The organism is Streptomyces sp. NPDC052301 (assembly GCF_044593395.1).
GTDB lineage: Bacteria > Actinomycetota > Actinomycetes > Streptomycetales > Streptomycetaceae > Streptomyces.
In genome coordinates this window covers 504,157-527,653 of sequence record NZ_JBIUBE010000006.1, presented here as the reverse complement: position 1 = coordinate 527,653, position 23,497 = coordinate 504,157, and the positions used below count along the sequence as shown (strand labels likewise).

At 71.1% G+C, this 23,497-nt stretch carries 22 protein-coding genes; 17 read left to right on the top strand and 5 right to left on the bottom strand.

Annotation, left to right across the window (positions count from 1 at the left end; translation table 11 throughout):
- The first annotated feature begins 89 nt into the window (after nucleotides 1–89).
- Genes ACIHEJ_RS20150 through ACIHEJ_RS20110 form a run of 9 tightly spaced genes read left to right on the top strand, consistent with a single transcriptional unit; the run spans nucleotide 90 to nucleotide 11,010 of the window.
- Nucleotides 90–1,409, top strand: coding sequence for a lysine N(6)-hydroxylase/L-ornithine N(5)-oxygenase family protein (locus tag ACIHEJ_RS20150; protein WP_400137308.1), 1,320 nt, complete (start codon nucleotides 90–92; stop codon nucleotides 1,407–1,409).
- On the top strand, nucleotides 1,406–2,461 hold the full coding sequence (locus ACIHEJ_RS20145; RefSeq protein ID WP_400137306.1) for an FAD-dependent oxidoreductase: 1,056 nt from the start codon (nucleotides 1,406–1,408) through the stop codon (nucleotides 2,459–2,461). Before ACIHEJ_RS20150 ends, ACIHEJ_RS20145 begins: the two co-directional genes overlap by 4 nt.
- Nucleotides 2,458–4,473 (top strand): class I tRNA ligase family protein, encoded by a 2,016-nt coding sequence (locus ACIHEJ_RS20140; protein ID WP_400137303.1) that lies wholly within the window; start codon nucleotides 2,458–2,460, stop codon nucleotides 4,471–4,473. The genes ACIHEJ_RS20145 and ACIHEJ_RS20140 overlap by 4 nt, the downstream gene beginning before the upstream one ends.
- The gene (locus tag ACIHEJ_RS20135; protein ID WP_400137300.1) at nucleotides 4,473–6,086 is read left to right on the top strand and encodes an AMP-binding protein; all 1,614 of its coding nucleotides are present in this window, start codon (nucleotides 4,473–4,475) and stop codon (nucleotides 6,084–6,086) included. Before ACIHEJ_RS20140 ends, ACIHEJ_RS20135 begins: the two co-directional genes overlap by 1 nt.
- 44 nt (nucleotides 6,087–6,130) lie before the next feature.
- Nucleotides 6,131–6,742: a GNAT family N-acetyltransferase gene (locus tag ACIHEJ_RS20130; protein ID WP_400137297.1), complete on the top strand. Its 612-nt coding sequence runs from the start codon at nucleotides 6,131–6,133 to the stop codon at nucleotides 6,740–6,742.
- Complete coding sequence (locus ACIHEJ_RS20125; protein ID WP_400137294.1) at nucleotides 6,739–7,512, top strand: alpha/beta hydrolase; 774 nt, start codon at nucleotides 6,739–6,741, stop codon at nucleotides 7,510–7,512. Before ACIHEJ_RS20130 ends, ACIHEJ_RS20125 begins: the two co-directional genes overlap by 4 nt.
- 20 nt (nucleotides 7,513–7,532) lie before the next feature.
- Nucleotides 7,533–8,483: a cupin-like domain-containing protein gene (locus ACIHEJ_RS20120; RefSeq protein ID WP_400137291.1), complete on the top strand. Its 951-nt coding sequence runs from the start codon at nucleotides 7,533–7,535 to the stop codon at nucleotides 8,481–8,483.
- 44 nt (nucleotides 8,484–8,527) lie between these two features.
- A complete protein-coding gene (locus ACIHEJ_RS20115) occupies nucleotides 8,528–9,739 on the top strand; it encodes an ATP-grasp domain-containing protein (protein ID WP_400137288.1) in 1,212 nt (403 codons plus the stop codon).
- Complete coding sequence (locus ACIHEJ_RS20110; RefSeq protein ID WP_400137285.1) at nucleotides 9,736–11,010, top strand: MFS transporter; 1,275 nt, start codon at nucleotides 9,736–9,738, stop codon at nucleotides 11,008–11,010. The genes ACIHEJ_RS20115 and ACIHEJ_RS20110 overlap by 4 nt, the downstream gene beginning before the upstream one ends.
- Before the next feature lie 7 nt (nucleotides 11,011–11,017).
- Here ACIHEJ_RS20110 and ACIHEJ_RS20105 read toward each other — a convergent pair whose 3' ends face one another.
- Entirely contained in the window at nucleotides 11,018–12,013 is a 996-nt protein-coding gene (locus tag ACIHEJ_RS20105; RefSeq protein WP_400137282.1) for a LuxR C-terminal-related transcriptional regulator, read from the bottom strand.
- 156 nt (nucleotides 12,014–12,169) lie between these two features.
- Between ACIHEJ_RS20105 and ACIHEJ_RS20100 the strand changes: the two genes are divergently transcribed.
- The 3 genes from ACIHEJ_RS20100 (at nucleotide 12,170) to ACIHEJ_RS20090 (ending at nucleotide 13,140) form a co-directional block, all read left to right on the top strand.
- Nucleotides 12,170–12,472, top strand: a complete 303-nt coding sequence (locus ACIHEJ_RS20100) for a hypothetical protein (RefSeq protein WP_400137279.1) — start codon at nucleotides 12,170–12,172, stop codon at nucleotides 12,470–12,472.
- A 164-nt stretch (nucleotides 12,473–12,636) separates the two neighbouring features.
- Nucleotides 12,637–12,804: a hypothetical protein gene (locus ACIHEJ_RS20095; RefSeq protein ID WP_400137277.1), complete on the top strand. Its 168-nt coding sequence runs from the start codon at nucleotides 12,637–12,639 to the stop codon at nucleotides 12,802–12,804.
- A gap of 96 nt (nucleotides 12,805–12,900) precedes the next feature.
- Nucleotides 12,901–13,140, top strand: a complete 240-nt coding sequence (locus tag ACIHEJ_RS20090; RefSeq protein ID WP_400137274.1) for a response regulator transcription factor — start codon at nucleotides 12,901–12,903, stop codon at nucleotides 13,138–13,140.
- 39 nt (nucleotides 13,141–13,179) lie between these two features.
- Here the strand turns inward: ACIHEJ_RS20090 and ACIHEJ_RS20085 are convergent, their stop codons facing one another.
- Entirely contained in the window at nucleotides 13,180–13,347 is a 168-nt protein-coding gene (locus tag ACIHEJ_RS20085; RefSeq protein WP_400137272.1) for a hypothetical protein, read from the bottom strand.
- A 133-nt stretch (nucleotides 13,348–13,480) separates the two neighbouring features.
- Here ACIHEJ_RS20085 and ACIHEJ_RS20080 point away from each other — a divergent pair, with 133 nt between their 5' ends.
- From ACIHEJ_RS20080 to ACIHEJ_RS20060, 5 genes are all read left to right on the top strand, one after another.
- The gene (locus ACIHEJ_RS20080; protein ID WP_400137269.1) at nucleotides 13,481–14,362 is read left to right on the top strand and encodes a GntR family transcriptional regulator; all 882 of its coding nucleotides are present in this window, start codon (nucleotides 13,481–13,483) and stop codon (nucleotides 14,360–14,362) included.
- Nucleotides 14,362–15,123 (top strand): HAD family hydrolase, encoded by a 762-nt coding sequence (locus ACIHEJ_RS20075; RefSeq protein WP_400137266.1) that lies wholly within the window; start codon nucleotides 14,362–14,364, stop codon nucleotides 15,121–15,123. The genes ACIHEJ_RS20080 and ACIHEJ_RS20075 overlap by 1 nt, the downstream gene beginning before the upstream one ends.
- Before the next feature lie 231 nt (nucleotides 15,124–15,354).
- Nucleotides 15,355–18,525, top strand: coding sequence for a phosphotransferase (locus ACIHEJ_RS20070; RefSeq protein ID WP_400137264.1), 3,171 nt, complete (start codon nucleotides 15,355–15,357; stop codon nucleotides 18,523–18,525).
- Between the two features lie 29 nt (nucleotides 18,526–18,554).
- A complete protein-coding gene (locus tag ACIHEJ_RS20065) occupies nucleotides 18,555–19,187 on the top strand; it encodes an RraA family protein (protein ID WP_400137262.1) in 633 nt (210 codons plus the stop codon).
- Nucleotides 19,188–19,199: 12 nt separating this feature from the next.
- Nucleotides 19,200–19,685 carry a hypothetical protein gene (locus ACIHEJ_RS20060; protein ID WP_400137259.1) on the top strand — a complete coding sequence of 162 codons (486 nt, stop codon included), beginning with the start codon at nucleotides 19,200–19,202 and terminating at the stop codon, nucleotides 19,683–19,685.
- 196 nt (nucleotides 19,686–19,881) lie between these two features.
- On the opposite strand, the gene ACIHEJ_RS20055 is transcribed toward ACIHEJ_RS20060, so the two are convergent.
- From ACIHEJ_RS20055 to ACIHEJ_RS20045, 3 genes are all read right to left on the bottom strand, one after another.
- On the bottom strand, nucleotides 19,882–22,248 hold the full coding sequence (locus ACIHEJ_RS20055) for an ATP-binding cassette domain-containing protein (protein ID WP_400137256.1): 2,367 nt from the start codon (nucleotides 22,246–22,248) through the stop codon (nucleotides 19,882–19,884).
- A gap of 71 nt (nucleotides 22,249–22,319) precedes the next feature.
- Nucleotides 22,320–22,949 carry a LysE family translocator gene (locus ACIHEJ_RS20050; RefSeq protein WP_400137253.1) on the bottom strand — a complete coding sequence of 210 codons (630 nt, stop codon included), beginning with the start codon at nucleotides 22,947–22,949 and terminating at the stop codon, nucleotides 22,320–22,322.
- A complete protein-coding gene (locus ACIHEJ_RS20045; protein WP_400137250.1) occupies nucleotides 22,949–23,422 on the bottom strand; it encodes a hypothetical protein in 474 nt (157 codons plus the stop codon). Before ACIHEJ_RS20045 ends, ACIHEJ_RS20050 begins: the two co-directional genes overlap by 1 nt.
- Nucleotides 23,423–23,497 lie beyond the last annotated feature (75 nt).

Here is a 23,497-nt window from a genome sequence, read left to right as displayed (position 1 = left end):
TCAAGTCGTGAAGATCTCCGACTGGTTGAAAAGTGACGTGCGACGAAAGATCGACACGGCAGCGCATCCGGATCCAGGGGGTAATTCGCATGAGCGAAAAAAGGGGCGGGCAGCATTACGGCTGCGTCGGCGTCGGCGTCGGTCCGGCGAATCTGAGCCTCGCCTCCCTCCTGCACGGCGACACCACGGTGCCGAACCTGTTTCTGGACCGGAAGACGTCGTTCAGCTGGCACGACGGGCAGCAGATGCCGGACACCACGCTCCAGGTGTCGATGCTGAAGGACCTGGTGAGCCTGGCGGACCCCACCAACAGGTTCTCGTTCCTGGCGTATCTGCATGCGCAAGGCAAGATGTACCACTTCATCAACGCGCAGTTCGACGCCATGCCGCGGCAGGAGTTCCGCAACTACCTGACCTGGGCCGCCGAGCAGAACGAGAACGTCGTGTTCGGCGAGCGGGTCCTCTCCGTCGACTTCGACACCACCTTCGTGGTGCGGACGGATCGCCGCACCCTGACCGCCGACAACCTCTCGATCGGTGTCGGCACCGCCCCCTGGTACCCGGACGTGGCGAGGGACCTGCCGGGTGACGATCACTTCCACGTCAGCGACTTCGTCACGAAGGCGAGCGACCTCGCCGGCCGGCGCGTGTGCGTGGTGGGCGGCGGCCAGTCAGGAGCCGAGGCGTTCCTCGACCTCATCTCACGGCCGGTCGCCGAGCGGCCGCGCCGAGTGACCTGGGTCACGCGCCGTCGCAACTACTTCCCGATGGACGACTCGCCGTTCACCAACGACTTCTACACCCCGAGCTACTCGGACTACTTCGCGCGGCTCAGCAGCGAGACGCGCGGACAGCTCAACGAGGCCCACGTCCTGACCAGCGACGGCATATCCGAGGCGACGCTGCGCCAGATCTACCAGCGCGTCTATGTGCAGCGCTTCCTGGAGGAGGGGCCGGACCTCGTCGCGCTCCACCCCCACAGCGAGGTGGTCCGCGTCGGCCGCGGCGCCACCGGCGACTGGTGCGTGGACCTCCGCAACAGCGATCACGGGGGCCGGGTCACGAGCCTCGAGACCGACGTCGTCGTCTGGGCGACCGGCTTCCGCCCTGCCGCGATGAAGTTCCTCGAGCCCATCGCTCACCGCCTGGAGCGCGAGCGCGACGAACTCAGCATCGACGACAGCTTCGCCGTGCGCTGGGACGGCCCGACCGACCGGAACATCTTCGTGCACAACGCCGCACCCCACCAACGCGGTCTGGCGGACCGCAATCTGAGTCTCATCGCCTGGCGGAGCCGGCGCATCGCCGACCGCATGCGCAAAGTCCGCAGCGACGAGCCGCTGGGCTCCTTCATGGAGTGGTCCGCCAAGGAGGACCGGTCTCCCCTGCTGCCGGGAGCCCTCCGATGACCGACGCCGACATCACCGTGGTGGGCGGAGGCATCATCGGGTGTCTCGTGGCCCGCACCATCCTCGCCGAAGCACCTGGTGCGCGCGTGGTGGTGGTCGACCGGGACGTCGTGGCGTCGGGTGCCAGCCGACGGTCGGCCGGACTGCACTTCCCCCGAGGGGCCACCGAGCGGCTGCGCGCCATGACGGACTTCAGCCAGTCCTGCTACGCGGACCTCGTGGCCGGCGACCCGCTTCTTCCCGTCCACCCGCTCGACATGCACGTGCTCTCGGCGGACGCGGCCCACGTGGAGCGCGCCTACCTCACCACCGCCGGACTGACCCGGGCGGCAGAGGTGCCGGGAGGGCTGGTCGAGGTACCGGCCAGCACCCGGGTGTGGCGGGGCCGCGGCTGTCAGTACGCCGATGTCGGCGCGCTGGCGGAGGCCCTGACGCACAGGCTCCGGCCCCACGTCCGTTTCCTGGAGGGAACCAGAGTCACCTCGGTCGAGCCGGGCCCGCGAGGCGTGACGCTGACCCTGTCGACCGGCCGCAGGCTGACGGCGTCGCAGACGGTGCTCGCGCCGGGACCGTGGCTCGCCGATCCGGCGTGGCGGACGCTGGTGGCACCGCTGGGCGCCCGCGTCAAGAAGATCGTCGCGCTGCACATCGACCGGCGGCCCGCGGAACACGACGGCGCCGTCGTCCTCGAGGACGAGGACGCCTTCCTCCTGCCGCTGCGGCACCGGGGCCACTGGCTGTTCAGCTACACCTGCCGCGAGTGGGACGTGGACCCCGACCACCTCACGGACGGCATCTCGGCCGCCCACCTGGACGAGGCGCGCGCCCTCCTGGCCGCCTACGCGCCGGCCCTGGTCGAGCACGCCACGTCGGGCCGGGTCTTCTGTGACGCCTACAGCCCCACCCTGGAGCCTCTCGTGCGGGCACTGGACGGCGGCCGCATCGTCTTCGCCGGTGCCGCGGGCGGATCCGGGTACCGACTGGCACCCGCGATCGCCGCCGAGGCCGTCGGCCTGCTGGACCTCACCCCGGTACAAAGGAACGCAGCGTGAAAACAAGCCGCTTCACCCCGACGGAGCTGTCCGCAGCCTTCGGCATCGACATGGCCTCGGTCCCGGGAATCGGTCCCGGAGCAGGCTGGGGACGGATCGTCCCCGGCGCCCGCAGCGACGCCCACCAGCACGACGAGACGGAGGTCTTCGTCATCGTGCAGGGCACGGGCGAAGTCGTGGTGGACGGGGAGCGCACCCCGGTCGCCACCGGCACGGTCGCGGTCTTCGAGCCGTTCGAGACACATGTCATCGAGAACACCGGCACGGAAGACCTCGTCTTCTTCGACCTGTACTGGCGCGACCCCGCCCGCGCGGCCGAACAGGCCGACGCGGCGCCGGCCGATCGCCGCCGGTTCGGGAAGCGGCCGGTGTTCGTCTTCTCCACTCCGCCGACCCCCAACGGCGACCTTCACCTCGGGCACCTCTCCGGCCCCTACCTGGGGGCCGACGCGTTCGTCCGCTTCCAGCGGATGAACGGCGTCGAGGCCTGGCACCTGACCGGCAGCGACGACTACCAGAGCTACGTGGCCGACCGCGCACGGTCCGACGGCCGCACGCCGGCCGAGACGGCCGCGCACTTCTCCGCGGAGATCGCCGCGACGCTCGCGTCGATGGACGTGCGGCCCGACCAGTACACGGTCACCGGTGCCGACGCCGCCTACCCGGAGGGCCTGCGGGCGTTCTTCTCCCGCCTGGCCGCGTCCGGGGCCGTGGACGTGCGCAGCACCCCCGCGCTCTTCGACGCCCGGACCGGCGACTACCTCTACGAGGCCGCCGTCTTCGGCGGTTGCCCCGGTTGCGGCGAACAGACCAGCGGCAACATCTGTGAGGAGTGCGGCGAGCCCAACCTGTGCGCGGACCTCACCGACCCGCGCACCCGCAGCTCGCAGGAGCCGCCCCGGCACGGCACCAGCGCCCGCCACTGCCTGCCCCTCCACGAGTTCCAGGACGCGGTCGCCGCCCACCACCGCCTGGGACGGGTACCGGCCCGACTGCGGGAACTGGCCCACCGCGTGTTCTCCCGCTCGCCGCTCGACCTGCCCCTGACCCACCCGTCGGACTGGGGCGTACAGCCCCGGGAGTCCGCGACGGAGGGACAGGTCATCTGGGTCTGGCCGGAAATGGCGTACGGATTCCTGCACGGCATCGAGGCACTGGGCCGGGCCCAGGGCCGTGACTGGCAGGCCGAAGCGCCCCAGCAGGACTGGAAGATCGTGCACTTCTTCGGGTACGACAACAGCTTCTACCACTCACTGCTGTACCCCGTCCTGTACAAGCTGGCCTTCCCCGACTGGGAACCGGACATCGACTACCACGTCAACGAGTTCTACCTGCTGGAGCACCAGAAGTTCTCCACCAGCCGACGGCACGCGATCTGGGGCCGGGACATCCTCGACGCCGACAGCGTCGACGCCGTCCGTTTCCACCTCGCCCGCACCCGCCCCGAGACCCGGCGCACCAACTTCGCCCCCACGGCGTACCAGGCGGTACTGCAGGACACTCTGATCGGCACCTGGCAGAAGTGGCTGACCGACCTCGGTACCCGCCTCGACGCGCACTACGCCGGGCACGTCCCCGACGCCGGGGTGTGGACGCCGGAGCACACCGCCTTCCTCGGCCGTCTCGGCACCAGGCTGGCCGCGATCACCCGGAGCCTGGGCCAGGACGACTTCTCGCTGAACCGGGCCGCGGAGGAACTCGACGGCATCGTGCGGGACACCGTCGCGTTCGCCGATCGCGAGCGCCAGGTGGCCGGTCTCGGCCAGTGGGCGGACGAGACGCGCACCGCCGTCGCGCTGGAGCTCGCGGCGGCACGGCTGCTGGCTCGGTGCGCGGTTCCGGTCATGCCCCGGTTCGGGCAGAGGCTGTCGTCCGCGCTGGGCCTGGAGGGCCCGGCCACCTGGCCCTCCACCGTCGAACTGGTCCCGGCCGGCACGGAGGTCTCGCTCGCCGACACCGTGTTCTTCCCCGGCGACGACGCCAAGCAGGCCGGCGAGGAGGAAGAACACTGATGGCCGCCTTGTTCGCAGGAGAGGACCACGAGGGCACGCCCGTCGTCGACGTCGTCAACACGCTGGCGCTCACGGCCTGCACCGACAGCCGGCACCGCATCCACTACCGCGTCGGCGACGAGGTGCGCTCCCTGCCCCTGGCCGACCTGGACGCCCGGGCGAGGGGCGTGGCACGGCACCTGCACGCCCTGGGGGTCAGGCCGCGCGACCGTGTCGGGATCCTCGCGCCCAACAGCATCGAGTGGGTCCTGCTCGACCTCGCCGCCATCAAACTCGGCGCCGTCACCGCCGGCTTCGAACCCGGCTGTTTCGAACCCGGGCAGGTCGTCAAGGACTACGACCTGACGGTGCTCTTCACCGACGACGCTTCCGTCGAAGGCCCCGTGCACGACATCGAGTCCGTCACGGCCTGGGCGCAGGACGCCGCTGCGGTGCCGGAACCGGACTGGCACGGGGGGTACGACCCCGCGGACGTCCTGGCGGTCAAGTTCACCTCGGGCAGCACCGGCGCCCCCAAGGGCCTCGAGGCCACGGTCGCCAGCGTCAACAGCTCCCTGCACGAGGTGCAGCGGATGTTCGCCCACGGCGAGGGGGACAATCTGCTCGTCTTCCTCGGCAACTACCTGCTCCAGCAGCGCTATTGGATCTATTCCGCACTCGTCCACGGCCATGACGTGACGCTCGCCCGCAAGGTCGACGCGCTCGACATGGCACGGCGTACGCGGCCCACGGTCGTCATGGGCGTTCCCGGCTTCTACGAGGAGGTGCGGGCCCGCCTGGAGGCCGGGGACCGGCCGGCCGATGCGGACCGGTGGCGGGAGACCGTCGCGGCCGAGTTCGGCGGCCGGGTCCGCTATCTGTGGACCGGGTCCGCACCGGCGAGCCGCGCGACGCTGGAGTTCTTCAACGGTGCCGGGGTGCCGCTGTACGAGGGCTACGGCCTCAACGAGACCTGCATCGTGGCCAAGAACCACCCGGACGCCTTCCGTCTGGGAAGCGTCGGCAAGGTTCTCCCGAACAAGACCGTCCGTTTCGACCGGGACGGGATCCTGATCGTCGGCAGCCGGCATCCCGTCAACCACCGCTACACCTGGTGCGGCCCCGGGGCCAACGAGAAGATGTTCCTGGCCACCGGAGAGGTGAGGACGCACGACATCGGCCACCTCGATGAGGACGGCTACCTCTTCATCCACGGCCGGGTCGACGACGTCATCACCCTCAGCAGCGGCTACAACGTGCTGGCCCCGCCGATCGAGGAGCGGCTGCGCACGCTCCCCGGGGTCCAGCACTGCGTCCTGTTCGGCGCAGGCGAGAAGTTCCTCTCCGCCGTGGTCTCACCGGCGGGTACCGCGGTGAGCGACGGCGCGCTGAGCCGTCACGTGGCCGCGCTCAACAAGGAACTCCTGCCGGAGCAGCGCGTCCACGCCCTCGTGGTGGCACCGGCGTCCTTCTCTGCCGAGAACGGCCTGCTGACCGGCCAGTTCAAGCCGAAGCGACGGGTCATACACGAGCGGTACGAACCGGAGCTGTCGCGTCTCTACCGAGGGCGCCACAGCCCCGGGACCGAGCCGACCGCCGACCGCCCCCGGGTCGTCGCTGCGAACCGGCCTTGAACACGCCCCGCAGTGGGCACTGCGAGCACCCGAAGGAGCACTGCATGAGCTGGGACAACCTGCCGGACACCGTCCTCACCAACGAAAGGGTCGAACTGCGCCGTATCCGTGTCACGGACCGCTCCCAGTTCGAGCGCATCGTGTACGACGAGGCGATCTGGCGCCACTTCGTGACCAGGATCGAGACACCGGACGACCTCGACGCCTTCATGGAGACAGCGATCAAGGACACGCTCACCGGCGTACGCAACGTGTTCGCCATCGTCGACCGGCAGACCGGGCAGATCGCCGGCAGCAGTGCGTACGGCAACCTGGCCGAGGCGGACCGGAGGCTGGAGATCGGCTGGTCGTGGGTGGCCACCGCCCTGCGCGGCAGCGGGGTCAACCGGGCCGCCAAGCTCGCCCTCCTGGACCATGCCTTCGACGTTCTCGACTGCGAGCGCGTCGAGTTCAAGACGGATGTGCTCAACACCGTGGCGCGCAAGGGCCTCACCGGGCTGGGTGCCCACGAGGAGGGTGTCCTGCGCAGCTTCAACTACATGCCGGGCGGCCGCCGCCGCGATGTCGTGTACTACAGCATCCTGCGCGACGAGTGGCCCGCCCTGCGGGCAGAGCGGTTCGCCCTGACCACCGCCGCGACGGGGGCGTCGGCATGACCCGGACCGAACAGGCGGCGACGGCGGGTGGCGGGCTGCCGCGACAGGAGGACGCCGACGGCTTCCGCCCGCGCGTCGAGGACGTCTTCTTCGACGTCGCTGAACACCGGCTGGCCGCGTCCACGGTGTACGCGGCCGACGGCTCCGCGCCCAGCGTCATCCATCTGCACGGCCTCGGCCCCACCGCGACCCGGCACGGCGTCCGCTATCTGCTGGACGACCTGGCGGCGCACGGGCACTCGTCGGTGACCTTCGAGTTCTCGGGCAACGGGGAGAGCACAGGCGTCCTGCAGGAATCGACCCTGCGGCGGCGCCGGGCAGAGTCCCTGGCGGCGGCACGGCTGCTGGCCGAAGACGTGCGCCCCGTCGTGATGGGGACCAGCATGGGCGCGCACCTCGCCGCCAGTACCGTGCCCGTCCTCGACCCACGGGCCCTGGTGCTGTTCTGCCCGGCGGCCTACCCCGAACATGCAGCCGATCTCCCCTTCGACGGAAGCCTCTCCCGCCCCGGCCGGTACGCCGATTCGCCGGCCTACGCGGGCATCGGCGAGTTCACCGGCGATCTGCTGATCGTCGGTGCCCGAAGCGACCAGGTGGTGCCCGCGGCCGTCGTCGACGGCTACCTCTCCCATGCCCGGAAAGCCAGGTCACAGCAGGTGATGTGGATCGACGGCGACCACTTCCTGCACCGCCGGCTGCCCGAGCTGCAGGAGCCGCGCCACACCCTGCTGAGGACGCTCCGCACCTTCCTTGCCGACAGCAGCAGCTGAAGCCGACCAGAGGAGCACTCGTGCACACGGAACCCAACATCCTGCGGCGCCACGATCTGGACAGCTTGACGGCGGTGGAGCGCGCTTTCCACGCCGGACCGCTCGCCGAGGCGCTCGAGTCCGCGCCGTCCGTGGAGCGGCGCAGCGGTCTGACCGCAGAGGAATTCGAGAGCGAATACCGGCACCGGATGCGGCCCGTGGTGCTGGAGGACCACGTCGCCGACTGGCCGTCGGTCAAGACCTGGTCCTTCGACCACCTGGCGGAGCGGTGCGGCTCGGTGCGGGTGGTCGTCGACAGCTACAACACCAAGGCGGCCCGCGAGGCGACCCTCGCCGAGTTCGTCCGAATGCTGCACGACCACCGGGACGCCGACACGGCCCCGATCTACCTCCAGGAGTGGTACTACCAGACGACCGCTCCCGAACTCGCGGCGGACATGCCGGAGATGGACATCGCCCAGTACGACTTCCGCAGGAATCTGTACGGGGAGACCGCGTCCACCAACCACCAGCTGTGGCTCGGCCAGAAGGGCGGAGTCACCCGCCTGCACCAGGACTCCTACTCCGTCGACGTGATGCACGCGCAGATCGTCGGCGAGAAGCTCTGGTACGTCATGGGGCCCGAGGCCGAGCTGCACGGCACCACCGAGGCGGACTGGCAGAAACTGTCCGACGCTCCCGGTACCCGTCTCATGCGGTGTGTGATCAAACCCGGTGACGTCCTCTACCTGCCGGCCAACTGGTACCACCGGATCGAGCTGCTGACCGACTCGATCGGTCTGGGCCGCAAGTGCCTCGACGAGTCGAACCTGCAGACGCACATGCGCCAGCGCATGACCGAACTGCTGAGCCTGCTCCTGAACCAGGACGAAGTCAGGCGGACCCACCCCGAACTCGTCGACGTCGTCCTCATGCGCGCGCGGTCCTTGGCGACCCGTATGAACATCGATCTCTCCCGGCTGAGGCCCTGATGGACGGCAAGCCGCAGCACATCGGACGGGGGAGCGGGACAGCGGTGACGCAGAAGCACGTGTTGCTGGTCGGCGGCCCCGGGAGCGAACTCGACAAGCTGGACGGGCTCGGTGTCCGGTACTCCATGATGCAGCTGCCGGAGAGGGCGAGCGCGCATCACCGGGCCCGCGCGGCACGCTACGCCGTCATGGACTACCGGGAGCTGGACGAGGTGCTGGCCCTGGCGAGGGACTGGCACTCGGCCGATCCGTTCGACGCCGTCGCGTCCTTCACGGAGTACGGGCTGTACCCGGCCTCACAGTGTGCCCGTGCCCTGGGCATCCCCGGGGACAACCTGAGAGCGGTGGAACTGACCCGGGACAAGTCGAAGTGCCGTGAGCTGCTGGACCGGCACGGCCTGAGCCCCGTACGGCACCGGCTGTGCGAGAACGTCGAGGACGCACGCCGGTTCATGCGTGAACTCGGTCCGGCCCCCGTGGTGCTGAAGCCGAGGGACGGCGGGCTCAGCGAGGGCGTCTGCCTGGCCGAGACGGAGCTGCAGCTGCAGGAGCGCTGGGAGTTCACCCGCCGCGCCACCCAGGGGCCGGTCCTCGCCGAGGAGTTCCTGGTGGGCCCGGAGTTCAGCGTGGAGTCCCTGTCACTGGGCGGCCGGCACGAGATCGTGGCCGTCACCGAGAAGGAGACCACGCAGCTGCCCCGTTTCGTCGAGGTGGGACACCGGATTCCCGCCCGGCTGGACGACGCGTCCCGCACCGCGATCGAGGAACTGATCACCGACTTCCTGACGCTCATCGATCAGAAGGACGGCCCGGTGCACACGGAGCTGCGCCTCACCGCCTCCGGCCCGAGGATCGTCGAGGCACAGACCAGGGTCGGTGGCGACCAGATCTGGGAACTGTGCGAGCTCGTCAGCGGAGCCGACCTGATGACGGAGACGTTCACCGCCCTGCTGGGCCTGCCCCGTCCCGAGCGCCGGCCGACGGCGCCCGCGGCGGCGATCCGGTTCTTCGCGTACGAGGAGGTGAGCGTCGTCGGAGTCGACGGCATCCCTCAGGCCGAGAGCGCGCCGGGCGTCGTCCGCCTCGACTGCCGCCTCGGGGCCGGACAGACACTCGGACCGCTCGCCTCGTCCACCGACCGCCAGGGCTACGTGCTGTGCACCGGGGAGAACACCGGCGCGGCCGTCGCCCGTGCCGAACGGGCCCACGATCTCGTGCGGGTCGAGGTCGCGCAGTTCCAGGAGGCGGCACCGTGACCGGGTTCCGGCTGCACCGCCCGGCGGCCATGCCGGGTGGTGCCAGCCTGCTGACCGTGGGGCTGGTCGACGCCACCGGTACCGGCCTCTACCTGGCGGGTGCGGCGCTGTTCTTCACCAAGATCGTCGGACTGGGCACCGCGCAGGTCGGGACCGGTCTCTCGGTCGCGGGCCTGCTCGGCCTGCTCGGGCCCGTCCCCTTCGGCAAGCTCGCCGACAGATGGTCACCGCGCGTCGTCCTGATGGCGCTCCATCTGTGCAGCGCAGTGGGATTCGCCGCCTACGTCTTCGTGGACGACTTCGCCTCCTTCCTCCTCATCGCGACTGTGCTGGGCGTGTCCGAGCAGGCCGCGCGCCCGCTGAACCAGGCCCTGCTGGAGCAGGTCGTCGGCGAGGAACACCGCACCGGCATGGCGGCGAGACTCCGGGTCGTGTACAACGTCGGCTACACCGGCGGCGCCCTGCTGGCCGCGCTCGCCGTCCAGGTGGGAACGCGGACCTCGTTCCTCGTCATCATGCTGGGCGACGCGCTCTCGTTCCTGCTGTCCGCGACGCTGCTGGCCCTGCTGCGCACCCCCCACGACAGCCGGCCCGCACACGTACCGCCGGCCGCGACCGGCCCGAGGTTCCCGGCGCTGCGCGACCGCTGGTACACGGCCGCCTCCGGCATCAACGCGGTGCTCATGCTCCACATGACCCTGCTCAGCGTGGGGGCGCCCCTGTGGATCGCCACGCGCACGAGCGCGCCGGACTGGGTCGTGGCAGGCCTGCTGGTCGTCAATACCGTGCTGGCGGTGCTGCTCCAGGTGCGGGTCGCCAGGGGCACCGAGAAGGTTCGCGAAGGCGCGGGCGCGATGCGCAGGGCGAGCGTGGCGTTGGCGCTGTGCTGCGGGTGTTTCGCCGCAGCGGCTCATGTCGGTTCCACGCCCGCTGCGGTCCTCGTCCTCCTGGCCGGCATCGTCCTGCTCACCTGGGGTGAGATGCTCCAGTCCGCCGGCCAGTGGAGTCTGTCCTTCGGTCTCGCCCCTGCCCGCTCGCGCGTGGAGTACCTGGCCACCTTCCATCTCGGCTCCAGCCTGCAGGCGGCGGCCGGACCGCTGCTGGTGACCGTGGGCGTGATCGCCCACGGCTCGGCGGGCTGGGCGGGACTGGCCGCGATATTCCTCGTCACAGGGCTGCTGGCCCCGGTCGTGGCGGCGAAGGCGGCACGCCGGCCCCAGCTCATGGAAGAGGGCCGGGACGACTGCCGCCTTCAGCCCACCTCCGGCTGAGGCGCTTTCAGCGCGAGGAGGGAAGCCAGCCGTCCTGAACGGCGTGCACCCCGGCCTCGAAGCGGCTGCGGGCTTCCAGACGTTCCATGAGGTCGGCTGCGATACGGCGAGCGGTGCGGGGGGAGACTCCCAGCCGCTTCGCGATCGCTTCGTCGGTGTAGCCCTGGGCGAGCATCCTCAGCGCGGCGCGTTCCTGGGGAGGCATCTCGTTCGTACCGGGTTTCGGCGCGGTGCCCAGGGGAAGCGCGCTGCCCCATACGCTTTCGAACAGGGCGCACAGGGCGGCGACGGTGCCGGCGCCGTGCAGGACGACCGCTCCGGCCCGGGCGTCGGCTGCGTCGATGGGCAGTACGGCCTGCCTCCGGTCGGAGATGATCATCCGGATGGGCAGCGTGGGCGCGGTGCGGACCTGTCCGCCGTGCGCGTTCAGCCAGGTGACATGGTCCAGGGTCGGCTGGTGCCTGCGGACGCTGGCCAGATAGACGGTCCGCATGCGTACGCCGCGCTCCAGAAGGGCCGCGTTCGGGACCCGGCTTGCCTGAAGGTCCTCGGCCGAGTGGGCGCCGCCCGGAGCGAATGTCGCGATCTCCTGTCGGGTCTCCTCGGCCAGTCGTGCCAGCCTGTCGCGGATGGCATCGGGACCGATGAGCCGCTCGGAGTCCTCGTCGACGGTGCGCGGGCGCAGGGCGGAGCACTCGGCGATCAGCTGGGCGGCGGCGGCACGCGAGGCCTCCACGCGCATGTGCTGGGCGGCTAACTCCGCCTGCTGGCGGGCCAGCAGGGCTTCCATGGCCGTTTCCGGACTGACGGTCCTGAAGCCGACTCCTTCCTGAGCCGAGGGGCGGATCAGGACCAGCTCGCTGAGCCGGTCCAGGCCGGCGCGGATCCGTTGTTCCGAAAGCTGCAGCCGGGCCGCCAGCTCGGTCACTCCGTCGTGTGGGTGGCCGAGCATGGCCCGGTAGATCGCTTCTGCCTCCGCGTCCAGTCCCAGGACCTCGAGCACTTGCGGCCTCCCCCTGGTCGCGTTAGTCGTGTACATGCTCCAGATCGACTGTATGGCAGGAAGGATCACGGTGCACGGCTGACCTGTTTGTGCCCTGTCATGAAGAGGCCTGCTCGGGCGGTTGCGTGCTATACGTGGAGGTCGAACCCTGAATTCATGTATCTCATTCACGTCCCCCTGAGAGCTCCGGCCTTTACTGTGCTGCCTTCCGATGCGGCAGGAATATTCGCTTCATTCAAGGAAAATGGCGATGGCATAGAGCACGTCGCGGCTCATCCCGATGCGCCCGGGGGGCCCACGCTGGGCTTCTTCGTCGTCTCCTGCGACCTGGCCACCGCCGAGCAGGCCGTCTTCCGGCTCTCCCGCCGGGCCGTCGCCGAGCACGCCGCCCTGCAGGGCTTCACCGTTGTGTCCGGTAACACAGCTTTTGTGCCGGAATCGTGGTGGGACGGGAAATGAACCGACGACGGGTGGACGGCTTATGCCACTGCATGTTCCGTCCACTTCCCATCCGTTCCCTCAGGCCCGGCAGTCGATCAGAGTGGAGGCATCGGCAGGTTTTGCCGAAGCGGAGAGCCAGGAAAACAGCCTTCAGCTGATTCGCTTCTGAGAGGAATTCTGTGATGGTCGAACGTGTCGCACGGGTTGCCGCAGCGGTTCTCATCGCCTTCGGCGGGATCGCGACGGTGCTGACCATCACGACCAGCGGCTCAGCGTCCGAGCGAGCCGCCGGCACGAGCCGGACCCGTACCGTGGCCGCCGGGGCGGGGGACGTCACCTGGGGCGGCTGAGCCGCCCTGCCGCAGGCGCTGTCCCGTCGTCGAGGGGAATGCGCGAATTTCTTTATGCCCGGTGTCGGCTGAGATCGTTTGTCAACGGAGGAAGATATGGCGACAGTTGTCTCCCCTCACAACCGTATGGAGCGGCCGGCGGACAACGCCGGGCTATCCCCACGCGAGCTGCAGGTTCTTCGCCACATAGCCCTGGGGCACACCAGCCAGCAGACATCTCGGCGCCTGGGAATCAGCCCCAGCACCGTCGAGACGTACCTGATCCGGCTGCGGGCAAAACTTGACGCTCCCACTCGGGCCCACCTCATCCGAGCCGCAGTCCACCTGGGTCTCTGACCGGCCCGGCACCGACCCCCGATGGCAACTTGCTGCCATTCACAGGGCCGGGCCCGCGACGAGCAGGGCGAGCAGGACCGCGCCGGCCGAGAGGGCCCTGTGGCTCCTGGTCTCGAAACCGACGGAGATCAGGAGCAGGCCGACGGCGCCGGCGACGCCGTATCTCCACTGGACGAGCTGTTCGACGAAGAGAGCGAGAACGGGCACGGTGGTTCTCCCTTCAGAAGAGTGACCAACTAGGCAAAGTTGGTGACCAACTCTGTCTATGTTGTCCCCACTTGGTCAGAGTCCATAAACAACTTCTCGGCAACTCCCCAAAGCTGGATCAGAGTTGTAGCGTTTGGTCGTGACTCAGGAGCATGTGGCAGTGAACGGCAGCAGCAGGCTCACGCCCCGGCAGATCGCCGACACCCTGCGCGAACGCATCCGCACCGGCGTACTGCGGCGTGGCGAGCGGCTGCCCACCCAGGCCGTGCTGGCCGAGGAGTTCGGGGTCGAGCGCGGTGCCGTGCGCCAGGCCCTGCGGGTGCTGCAGGAGGACGGGCTGCTCAGCAACGTCAGCAAGGGCAGCCCGCCGCGCGTCGCCGAGCCGCAGCCCACCCGGGAGAAGCCCCAGCCGACCATGGTGGCCCTGGCTCCCCGGCTGACCGCGGCCTTCTCGGCCCCGCACGTGCGCATCGACGCCGTCTGCCTGACCGCGCAGAGCCTGATGCCCGCCCTCGGCGAGCCGCTGCGGCTGATCCACGAGGGCCGGCTGCGCCCCGACCGGATCGACGCCCGCATCCTGCTGCCCTCCCGGGACATCAACCTCGCCTTCCCGGTCTCCGTGGACGCCGGGAGCGAGGAGGACGACGCCGTCCACCAGCGCTGGCTGGCGATGCGCAACGCCCAGGGGCAGGTGCTCCAGTACAACCTCCAGGCCCTGCGCGGCACCCACGACATCGACGTGCACGTCACCTTCCGGGCGCTGCCGTTCACTCCGCCGGCGAAGCTGTACCTGCTCAACGGGGCGGAGGCGCTGTACGCGTACTACATGATCACGCGCCGCGAGGAGCCCACCGACACCGGAACGCTGGAGATGTACGACGCCCTCGGCTCCGAGTCCCTGCTGTTCTCCTTCGAGAAGCGGGCCGGTCAGCGGGACGCGGCATTCGTGGAGCAATCGCAGAAGTGGTTCGACGCCCTCTGGGAAACCATCACCACGGACCTGACACTCTCCTAGTGACCTCTGATGCGACTTCTGATGCGACTTCTGGTGCGACATCTGATGCGAACGAGTTCGAGAAGCTTCGGGAACTGATCACACCGGCCCGGGTCGTGCTGTGGGACCTCGACGGGCCGATCTGCCGGCTGTTCGCCGGACACAAGGCGGAGCGGGTCGCCGCGGACCTGGTGGAGTGGCTGGAGCGGCAGGGCCTGCGCGGACTGCTCACCGCGTCCGAACGGGACTCGCTGGACCCGCAGGTCGTCCTGCGCGCCGTCGGCCGCCGACGCCCGGGCAGCGACCTCGTCGCCGGACTGGAGGAGCGGCTCACCCAGGAGGAGCTGCGGGCCGCCGCCTCCGCGCTGCCGACCGCCTACGCCGACCCGCTGATCCGCACATGGTCGGCCGTCGGCGTCCGGCTGGCCGTCACCACCAACAACTCGCCCCTGGCCGCCCGCACCTATCTCGACACCCGCGGCCTCACCGGCTGCTTCGCCCCGCACCTGTACGGCCGCACCGGGGAACTGCACCACCTCAAGCCGCACCCGCACTGCCTGCGCCGCGCCCTGAGCGCGATGGGCGCCGCGCCCTCGGCCGCCCTGATGATCGGCGACGCCGCGACGGACCTGGCCGCGGCGCTGGAGGCAGGCGTTCCGTTCCTGGGTTACGCGCGTAACGAGGCGAAGGCGAAGCTGCTGCGTGCGGCCGGTGCCGAGCGGGTCGTCCGGTCGTTGGAGCCGTTGCTGAGGTTGCTCCGGAGCGGGCGCGTGGTCGGCTAGCATGCCGACACGTCCGAGTCATCGCTCGGAATCCTGCGTACTCGTACGCAGAGACGCGTACACGCGCGCAGGGAACGGCGACGAGCCGGACCACGGCCGCGGGCCTGGCACAGACGAGTGGCGGACCACCCGCCCGGCCGCTCGACCGTGCCGTGCGGTCGTACCGGCCACGAGCCGGGAATAGCGTGTCTCCCGCCCTTCCTTTTCGCGCGATCGACCCCGGAGCGGCCAGTGGGCGCACCGCCTGTTCCCCGTGCCGCGGCCGGGGGACACGCCGGCAGAGTTCGGACGGACGCCGTCCTGAAGGCGTTCCTGGCCCGTGCGGTGGCGGCGGGTGAGCCGAGTGCCGGCTTCCACCACGCCGACTACGTGCTGCCGCTGACCGAGCCGCTGGCCCGGGTGCTCGGCCGGGAGCCCGGCACCCTGGTGACCGTACGGGTGCGGCGGGACGACGTGGTGCCGGTGGTGATCCGCACCTGGCCGAGCGAGCCGGAGATCCTGCGGGCGGTGCGGGCGGTTCTGCCCCGGGTGCCCGAGTGCCTGGTCGAGGGCGAGGGCTTCGCCGTGCACAGCCATGTGGAGGGCACCTCCCTGGCGGAGCTGTGCGGGCCCGGCAAACCGGTCTCCGGACCCCTGCTGAAGGAGCTGGCCGAGCTGCTCGCCGCCGTCGTCCAGGTGCGCGGGACGGCGCTGCCGCCGCTGCCGCCCGGCCGGCCGAGCAACCACACCGACTCCCAGGGGTTCCTGCGCACCCTCGCCCACCTCGCCGACCGGCAGATCCGGCGGCCCAACTGGAGCCGCTACGGCGGGCTGTTCGTCGCGCTCGGCGTGCCCGAGGACGCGCTGCTGCGGTTCGCCGACCGGGTGCCGGCGATGACCCGCAGGCCGTACGGCCTGCTCCACGGAGACCTGCACCGCGGCAATGTGGTGGTCCCGGCCGCCGGTGAGCCGCTGCACTGCGTGGACTGGGAGTTGGCGGGTTACGGCGACCCGTTGCACGACCTCGCCGTCCACCTGGTGCGCATGCGCTACCCGGCCCACCAGTGGGACGAGGCCGTCGACGCCTGGGCCGGCGCGGTGCGCCCCGTCGCCGTGGCCGGACTGGCCAGGGACCTGCGGCACTACGTCGCCTTCGAGCACGCGCAGTCCCTCTACGCCGAGCTGATCCGCGCGGCCCGCAGGCTGGAGGAGACCTTCGACCGCCCGAGCCTGGACCGAGCGGTGACAGCCGTCCACACGGCCTTCCAGCACGCCGCCAAGCCCTTGTGCCTGGGCCGCGTCCCCGAGAAACCGGAGATCGAGCGGGTGCTGTTCCGCCGGGGGGTGTCCGCGAGTGCGCGCGCGGAAGGGCGGGGCCGGCGGGTGCCGGGCGGGCCGGCGGGTGCCGGCAAGCCGCCCACGCCTTCCGCCGCGCGGACGGCGACCGGGGCACCCGTGAGCACCCCGGCCGGGGCCCCCGGCGGGCTCCTGGCTGCGGCACCGGTGGGGGTCTCTGGCGGGCCTGTCGACTCCTCGGCCGTGGGGGTGTCCGCGGGGTGCGGCGGCTCGACGGTCGTGGGGGTGCCTTCCGGGGTCGTCGGCCGCTCGGGCGTGGGGGTGTCCGCGGGGTGCGGCGGCTCCCCGGTCGTGGGGGTGCCTTCCGGGGTCGTCGGCCCTTCGGGCGTGGGGGTGTCTGAGGGGCCCGCCGGCTCCCCGGTCGTGGGGGCTTCTGTCCGGCCGGCCGACTCCTCGGGCGTGGGGGTGTCTGCGGGGGCCGCCGGCTCGACGGTCGTGGGGGTGTCTGCCCGTGCCGGCGCGTTGTCGGTCGGGAGGGTGCTTGCGGAGCCCGCCGACTCCCCGGTCGTGGGGGTGCCTTCCGGGGTCGTCGGCTCCTCGGGCGTGGGGGTGTCTGCGGGGGCCGCCGGCTCCCCGGTCGTGGGGGTGTCTGCCCGTGCCGGCGCGTTGTCGGTCGGGAGGGTGCTTGCGGAGCCCGCCGACTCCCCGGTCGTGGGGGTGCTTGCGGAGCCCGCCGACTCCCCGGTCGTGGGGGTGCTTGCGGAGCCCGGCGGCTCCCCGGTCGTGGGGGTGCCTTCCGGGGTCGTCGGCTCCTCGGGCGTGGGGGTGTCTGCGGGGGCCGCCGGCTCCCCGGTCGTGGGGGCTTCTGTCCGGCCGGCCGACTCCTCGGTCGTGGGGGTGGCTGCTGGGCTCGCCGGTCCCTCGGTCGTCGGGGTGTCGGCCGGGGATGCCGGTCCCTTCGTCGTCGGCGTGGCTGCCCGGTCCACAGGGCCGGCGGTTGCCGGGGTGTTCGAGCGGGGCGGGGTCGGCTGGGTCGTGGATCGGCGGGTGCCCGAGCATGCGGAGTTTCCGCGTTCCGCCGTCGTCGACGCGCTGCTGCTGGAAGGTGCCGCGCCCGCCGAGCGGGTGTTCAAGGGGGCCGCGCATCTCACCACCGTGCTGCACGTCCCCGGCACCCGCTTCCCCGTGGTCGTCCGCCGTGAGGCGACCGTCGTACTGCGGCGGGAGCCGAGTTTCCTCAGTGAGCACGCCGTCCTGCGGGCGATCGAGCGGTCCGGGGTGCCGGTGGCCGCGCCCCGGGTCCTGGCGCTGGGCACGAGCCACGCCACCGACCCCGCGTACCGCTACCAGGGCGACCGCTTCACCGTCCACACCTACGAGGGCGCCCGCGACCTCGGCCGCAGACCCCAGCACCCGGTGCACGGGCTGCTGCCGCACGAGGCGGACTGCCTGGTCGACCAGCTGGCCGCGCTGACCGCCGTCGACTACGCCCCGATCGACCCCGTGGCCGACCGCCCCCGCTTCCACGACTGGCTCTGCGAGCAACTCGTGGCGCTGGTCGCCGGACTGCCCAAGGAGTCCCAGCAACTGGCCCGCTTCCTCGGCCTGCCCGACGCCCCCCGGCTGCGCGAGATCCTCGCCCGGCACCGCGTCACCGACCGAGCCCCCGCCCTGCTGCACGGCGACCTCAACCCCTGGAACCTGGTGCGCCGGGACGACGGTCCTCCCCTCACCCTCATCGACTGGGAGCTGGCCCTCGTCGGCGACCCGCTGTACGACCTGGTCCGGCACATGCACCTCACCCCGACCCGGCCGGAGATCCGGGACCGCATGTTCCGCCGCTGGGAGACCCGGCTGGCCGAGCGGTTCACCCGGAACTGGCAGCAGGACTGGCCGGTGTACCGCTGGATCGAGACGGTCCGCTCGGCCTACGTCGACCTCGACCGCCTGGTCACCGGAGCGAGCCTGGACGCCCCCAACGTCCGCCGTGCCGTGGAGTCGTACGCCATGACCCTGGCCGCGGCCACCGCCTCCCTGGGCCTGTCCTCCCGCCGACGGCGCGCCCCCCAGCTGACCCGCGCCCTGGCCTGGCCGCCCGGTCCGGCGGGGTCCGCGGCGCCGTTCTGAGAGGGAGCCGCGCGGGTAGCGTGCCCGTCATGACGGAGACCGACGCCTTCACCGCCTTCCGGGACACCCCCACCACCACCCTCGCCGACCTCCTCGGCCGTGCGCAGGTCATGGACATCGGGATACGGCCGCTGTGGGGACCCGTCCCGCGGGTCGCCGGACCGGCGTTCACCGTGAGCTGCTCGCCCGGCGACAACCTCATGCTGCACGCGGCCATCCACCGCGCCGCCCCCGGCTCGGTGATCGTGGTCGAGTCCGGTGACCTCGACCATGCGCTGGCCGGTGGCAACGTGTGCGCGGTCGCCCGGCGCCGCGGAGTGGCGGCGTTCGTCGCCGACGGCCTGATCCGCGACCTCGCCGAGGTCCGCGAGCTGGGCTTCCCTGTCTTCGCCCGCGGTGTCGTCCCGATCCCCGGCGCCAAGAAGGCGGTCCGTCCCCTGGGCCGCCCGGTCCGCTGCGGGGGCGTGCGGATCGAGGCGGCGGACGTGGTGGTGGCCGACGAGGAGGGCGTGGTCGTGGTCCCGTCCGCCCGCGCGGAGGAGGTGCTCCGGGCAGCGCAGGCCAAGCTCGCCGAGGAGGCGGCGGAGACCCTGGACGACTGGGAGAAGGCGCACCGGGCACGGATCGACGAGATCCTCGCCGCGCAGGGGTTCCAGGGTTGATCCTGGACGGTGATGCTGCTCTTCCTCGATGTCGACGGTCCGCTGATTCCGTTCGGGGCGGCGGACCTCGACTATCCGCGTTACCCGGGGCCGGTGGAGGCCGCCGCCGGGCACCCGTTGCTGACCCGGGCCGACCCCGCGCTGGGCGCCCGGCTCGTCGCGCTGGGCTGTGAGCTGGTGTGGGCCACGACCTGGATGGACGACGCCAACGCCGTTCTCGCCCCCTGGCTCGGCCTGCCCGCACTGCCCGTCGTGGAGTGGCCGGACGAGGAGGATGCGCCGCCGGGGCCGCTGCACTGGAAGACCCGGACCCTGGTCGCCCGGGCGGCCGGACGGCCCTTCATCTGGGTGGACGACGAACTGACCGGGGCCGACCGCGCCTGGACCGCCGCCCATCACCCAGGCCCGGCCCTCCTGCACCGCGTCGACCACCGGTACGGGCTGACGGTGGCCGACTTCGCGGTGCTGGAGGAGTGGGTGGGGGCGGTCGGGCGCTGAGCGGCGGCCGTTCGACGGGCGATCGGACTCGTCGGCGTCGAGTGCGGGCGCCCCGGCCGAGCCCCGCCGCGTCCCGGCCCCGGCCACGATGCTCGGTGCCGACCGGACCGGGGCGGGCCCGGACGCCGTTCCGGACCCGCGGACAGCCGTCGCCCGTGGTCGGTGTGCGGGCTGCCGGCGCCGGTCCGGCGGAGCCCTATGCTCCGACGTACTCCGCCAGGTGCCGGCCGGTGAGCGTCGAGCGGGCGGCGACGAGGTCGGCGGGGGTGCCCTCGAAGACGATCTGACCGCCGTCGTGGCCGGCGCCGGGGCCGAGGTCGATGATCCAGTCGGCGTGGGCCATGACCGCCTGGTGGTGCTCGATGACGATGACCGACTTGCCCGCGTCGACCAACCGGTCCAGCAGGCCCAGCAGTTGCTCGACGTCGGCGAGGTGAAGACCGGTGGTCGGCTCGTCCAGGACGTAGACACCGCCCTTGTCCGCCATGCGCGTGGCCAGCTTCAGCCGCTGCCGTTCACCGCCCGACAGCGTCGTCAGCGGCTGGCCCAGCGTCAGGTAGCCCAGGCCCACGTCGGCCATCCGCTCGAGGATCTTGTGGGCGGCCGGGGTGCGCGCCTCACCGGTGGAGAAGAACTCCGCCGCCTCCGTGACCGGCATGGCGAGGACCTCGCTGATGTCCCGGCCCCCGAGGTGGTACTCCAGGACCGACGCGTCGAACCGCTTCCCGTCGCACTCCTCGCAGGTCGTGGCGACCCCGGCCATGATCGCCAGGTCGGTGTAGATCACGCCGGCGCCGTTGCAGGTGGGGCAGGCGCCCTCGGAGTTGGCGCTGAACAGGGCCGGCTTGACGCCGTTGGCCTTGGCGAAGGCCTTGCGGATCGGGTCGAGCAGCCCGGTGTACGTCGCCGGGTTGCTGCGCCGGGAGCCGCGGATCGGGCTCTGGTCGATCGACACCACGTCCGCGCCCGCGGGCACCGACCCGTGGATCAGGGAGCTCTTGCCGGAACCCGCGACCCCGGTGACGACACACAGCACGCCGAGCGGCACGTCCACGTCGACGTTGCGCAGGTTGTGCGCCGTGGCCCCGCGGATCTCCAGTGTGCCGCTCGCCTTGCGCACCGTCTCCTTGAGCTTGGCCCGGTCGTCCAGATGACGGCCGGTGAGGGTGTCGCCGCCGCGCAGCCCCTCGACGGTGCCCTCGAAGCAGACGGTGCCGCCCGCCGTACCGGCGCCGGGACCGAGGTCCACGACATGGTCGGCGATCGCGATCACCTCCGGCTTGTGCTCCACGACCAGCACCGTGTTGCCCTTGTCCCGCAGCCGCAGCAGCAGCCCGTTCATCCGCTGGATGTCGTGCGAGTGCAGGCCGGTGGTGGGCTCGTCGAAGACGTAGGTGACGTCGGTGAGCGAGGAGCCGAGGTGCCGGATCATCTTCACCCGCTGCGCCTCACCGCCCGACAGCGTGCCGGCCGAGCGGTCCAGCGAGAGATAACCGAGGCCGATCTCCACGAACGAGTCCAGCGTGTGCCGCAGCGAGCCGAGCAGCGGCGCCACCGACGGCTCGTCCAGGCCGCCCACCCACTCGGCCAGGTCGCTGATCTGCATCGCGCACGCGTCGGCGATACTGATCTTCCCGATCTTCGAGGACCGCGCCGCCTCGCTCAGCCGGGTGCCCTCGCACTCGGGACAGGTGGCGAAGGTGACCGCCCGGTCCACGAACTCGCGGATGTGCGGCTGCATCCCCTCCCGGTCCTTGGAGAGCATCGACTTCTGGATCCGCGGGACCAGACCCTCGTAGGTCATGTTGATGCCCGCGATCTTCATCCTGGTCGCCTCGCGGTACAGGAAGTCGTGCAGCTGCTTCTTGGTGAAGGAGCGGATCGGCTTGTCGGCGGGGTAGAGGCCCGACTCGGTGTAGAGCCGGTAGTTCCAGCCGCCCGTCTTGTAGCCGGGCACGGAGAGCGCGCCCTCGGCGAGGGACTTGTTCTCGTCGTAGAGCTGGGTGAGGTCCATGTCGGTGACCGAGCCCCGGCCCTCGCAGCGCGGGCACATGCCGCCGGTGATGCTGAAGCTGCGCCGCTCCTTCACCGTCTGCCCGCCCCGCTCCACGGTGATCGCGCCCGCACCGCTGACCGAGGCGACGTTGAAGGAGTACGCCTTGGGCGGGCCGATGTGCGGCCGGCCGAGCCTGCTGAAGAGGATGCGCAGCATGGCGTTGGCGTCGGTGGCGGTGCCGACCGTGGAGCGCGGGTCGGCGCCCATCCGCTGCTGGTCGACGATGATCGCGGTGGTGATCCCGTCGAGGACGTCGACCTCGGGCCGCGCCAGCGTCTGCATGAAGCCTTGCACGAACGCGCTGTAGGTCTCGTTGATCAGCCGTTGCGACTCGGCGGCGATCGTGTCGAAGACCAGCGAGCTCTTGCCCGAGCCGGAGACACCGGTGAACACTGTCAGCCGCCGCTTGGGGATCTCGACGCTGACGTCCTTGAGGTTGTTCTCCCGGGCGCCGTGCACCCGGATCAGGTCGTGGCTGTCGGCTGCGTGCGGTGCGGTGAGGTCCATGCCGGCCACGCTAGCGGGGGCGCGGGACGGATGCTTCTCTGATTCTGTCCATTCCCTCTCTTCCTCTCCCCCTATTCCTGACCCACGGCCAGGGAGACCGCGAGGGCGCCGAGCACCGTGCCCATCAGATACCGCTGCACCTTGAGCCAGGAGGGGCGGCGGGCGAGGAACACGGCGATCGTGCCGGCGGCCAGGACGATGCCGAGGTTGACCGCGATGCTGACGACGATCTGCACCGAGCCGAGGACGAGGCCCTGGAGCAGGACGTGCCCGCGGTCCAGGTCGATGAACTGGGGGATGAGCGACACGTACATGACGGCGATCTTCGGGTTGAGCAGGTTCGTCATCAGGCCCATCGTGAACAGCCTGCGGGGCGAGTCGTGCGGCACGTCCTGCGGGGCGAAGACGGAGACGCCGCCCGGCTTCAGGGCGCTCCAGGCGAGATGGGCGAGGTAGGCGGCGCCGGCCAGCTTCACCGTGAGGTAGAGCTCGGGTACGGCGGTGAAGACCACCGACAGGCCCAGGTTCGCGGCGACCAGGTACACCATGAAGCCCAGCGCCACACCGCCGAGGGAGATCATCCCGGCCCGCCTGCCCTGGGTGATGCTGCGGGAGACGAGGTAGATCATGTTCGGGCCGGGGGTGAGCACCATGCCGAGTGCCACCGCCGCCACGCCCAGGATGCCGCTCGCTTCGACCATCAGGACCCCTTGTTCGCTCGGTGTGTGGCGCGCCCGGCCTCCGCGAGGTCGTGCGCGATGTCATGGACCAGGTGGCGGGTGAGGAACTCGACGGTGAGCCGCGGGTCGGCCAGGCGCGGATCGTGGCGGTCCCAGTCGTCGGCGGTGAGCGTGGCGAGACGGTCGGCCAGCGCGGCGGCGGCCCGCCCCAGCTCCCCCGCCACCCGCAGTGGCTCCTCGTCCCGGTAGCGCACCTCCGGACCGGCCGCCGACGGCATCGGTGCAATCGGAGGGGCCCCGAGAATTGCATCGAGGCGGAGCGGGAACAACAGGCACATGTCCCGGACGTGACAGCCGCGCTCCAGGGGCGACCAGGCGGGCACGCCCGTGCGTCGGCTGCCCAGCCCCGGGTCTCGCAGCAGCCGCTGCCAGCCTGCGGCGTACTCGCGCAGCGAGTCGGCGAGGGAGTCCCTCGTGTGCGTCGTCGTGTTCACCGGCCCTGGACCCCCTTCCCGATCTCGGGCGGTGGGCGGAGCCTATTGCCTGCCGCCGATCGATGCAATCCACAT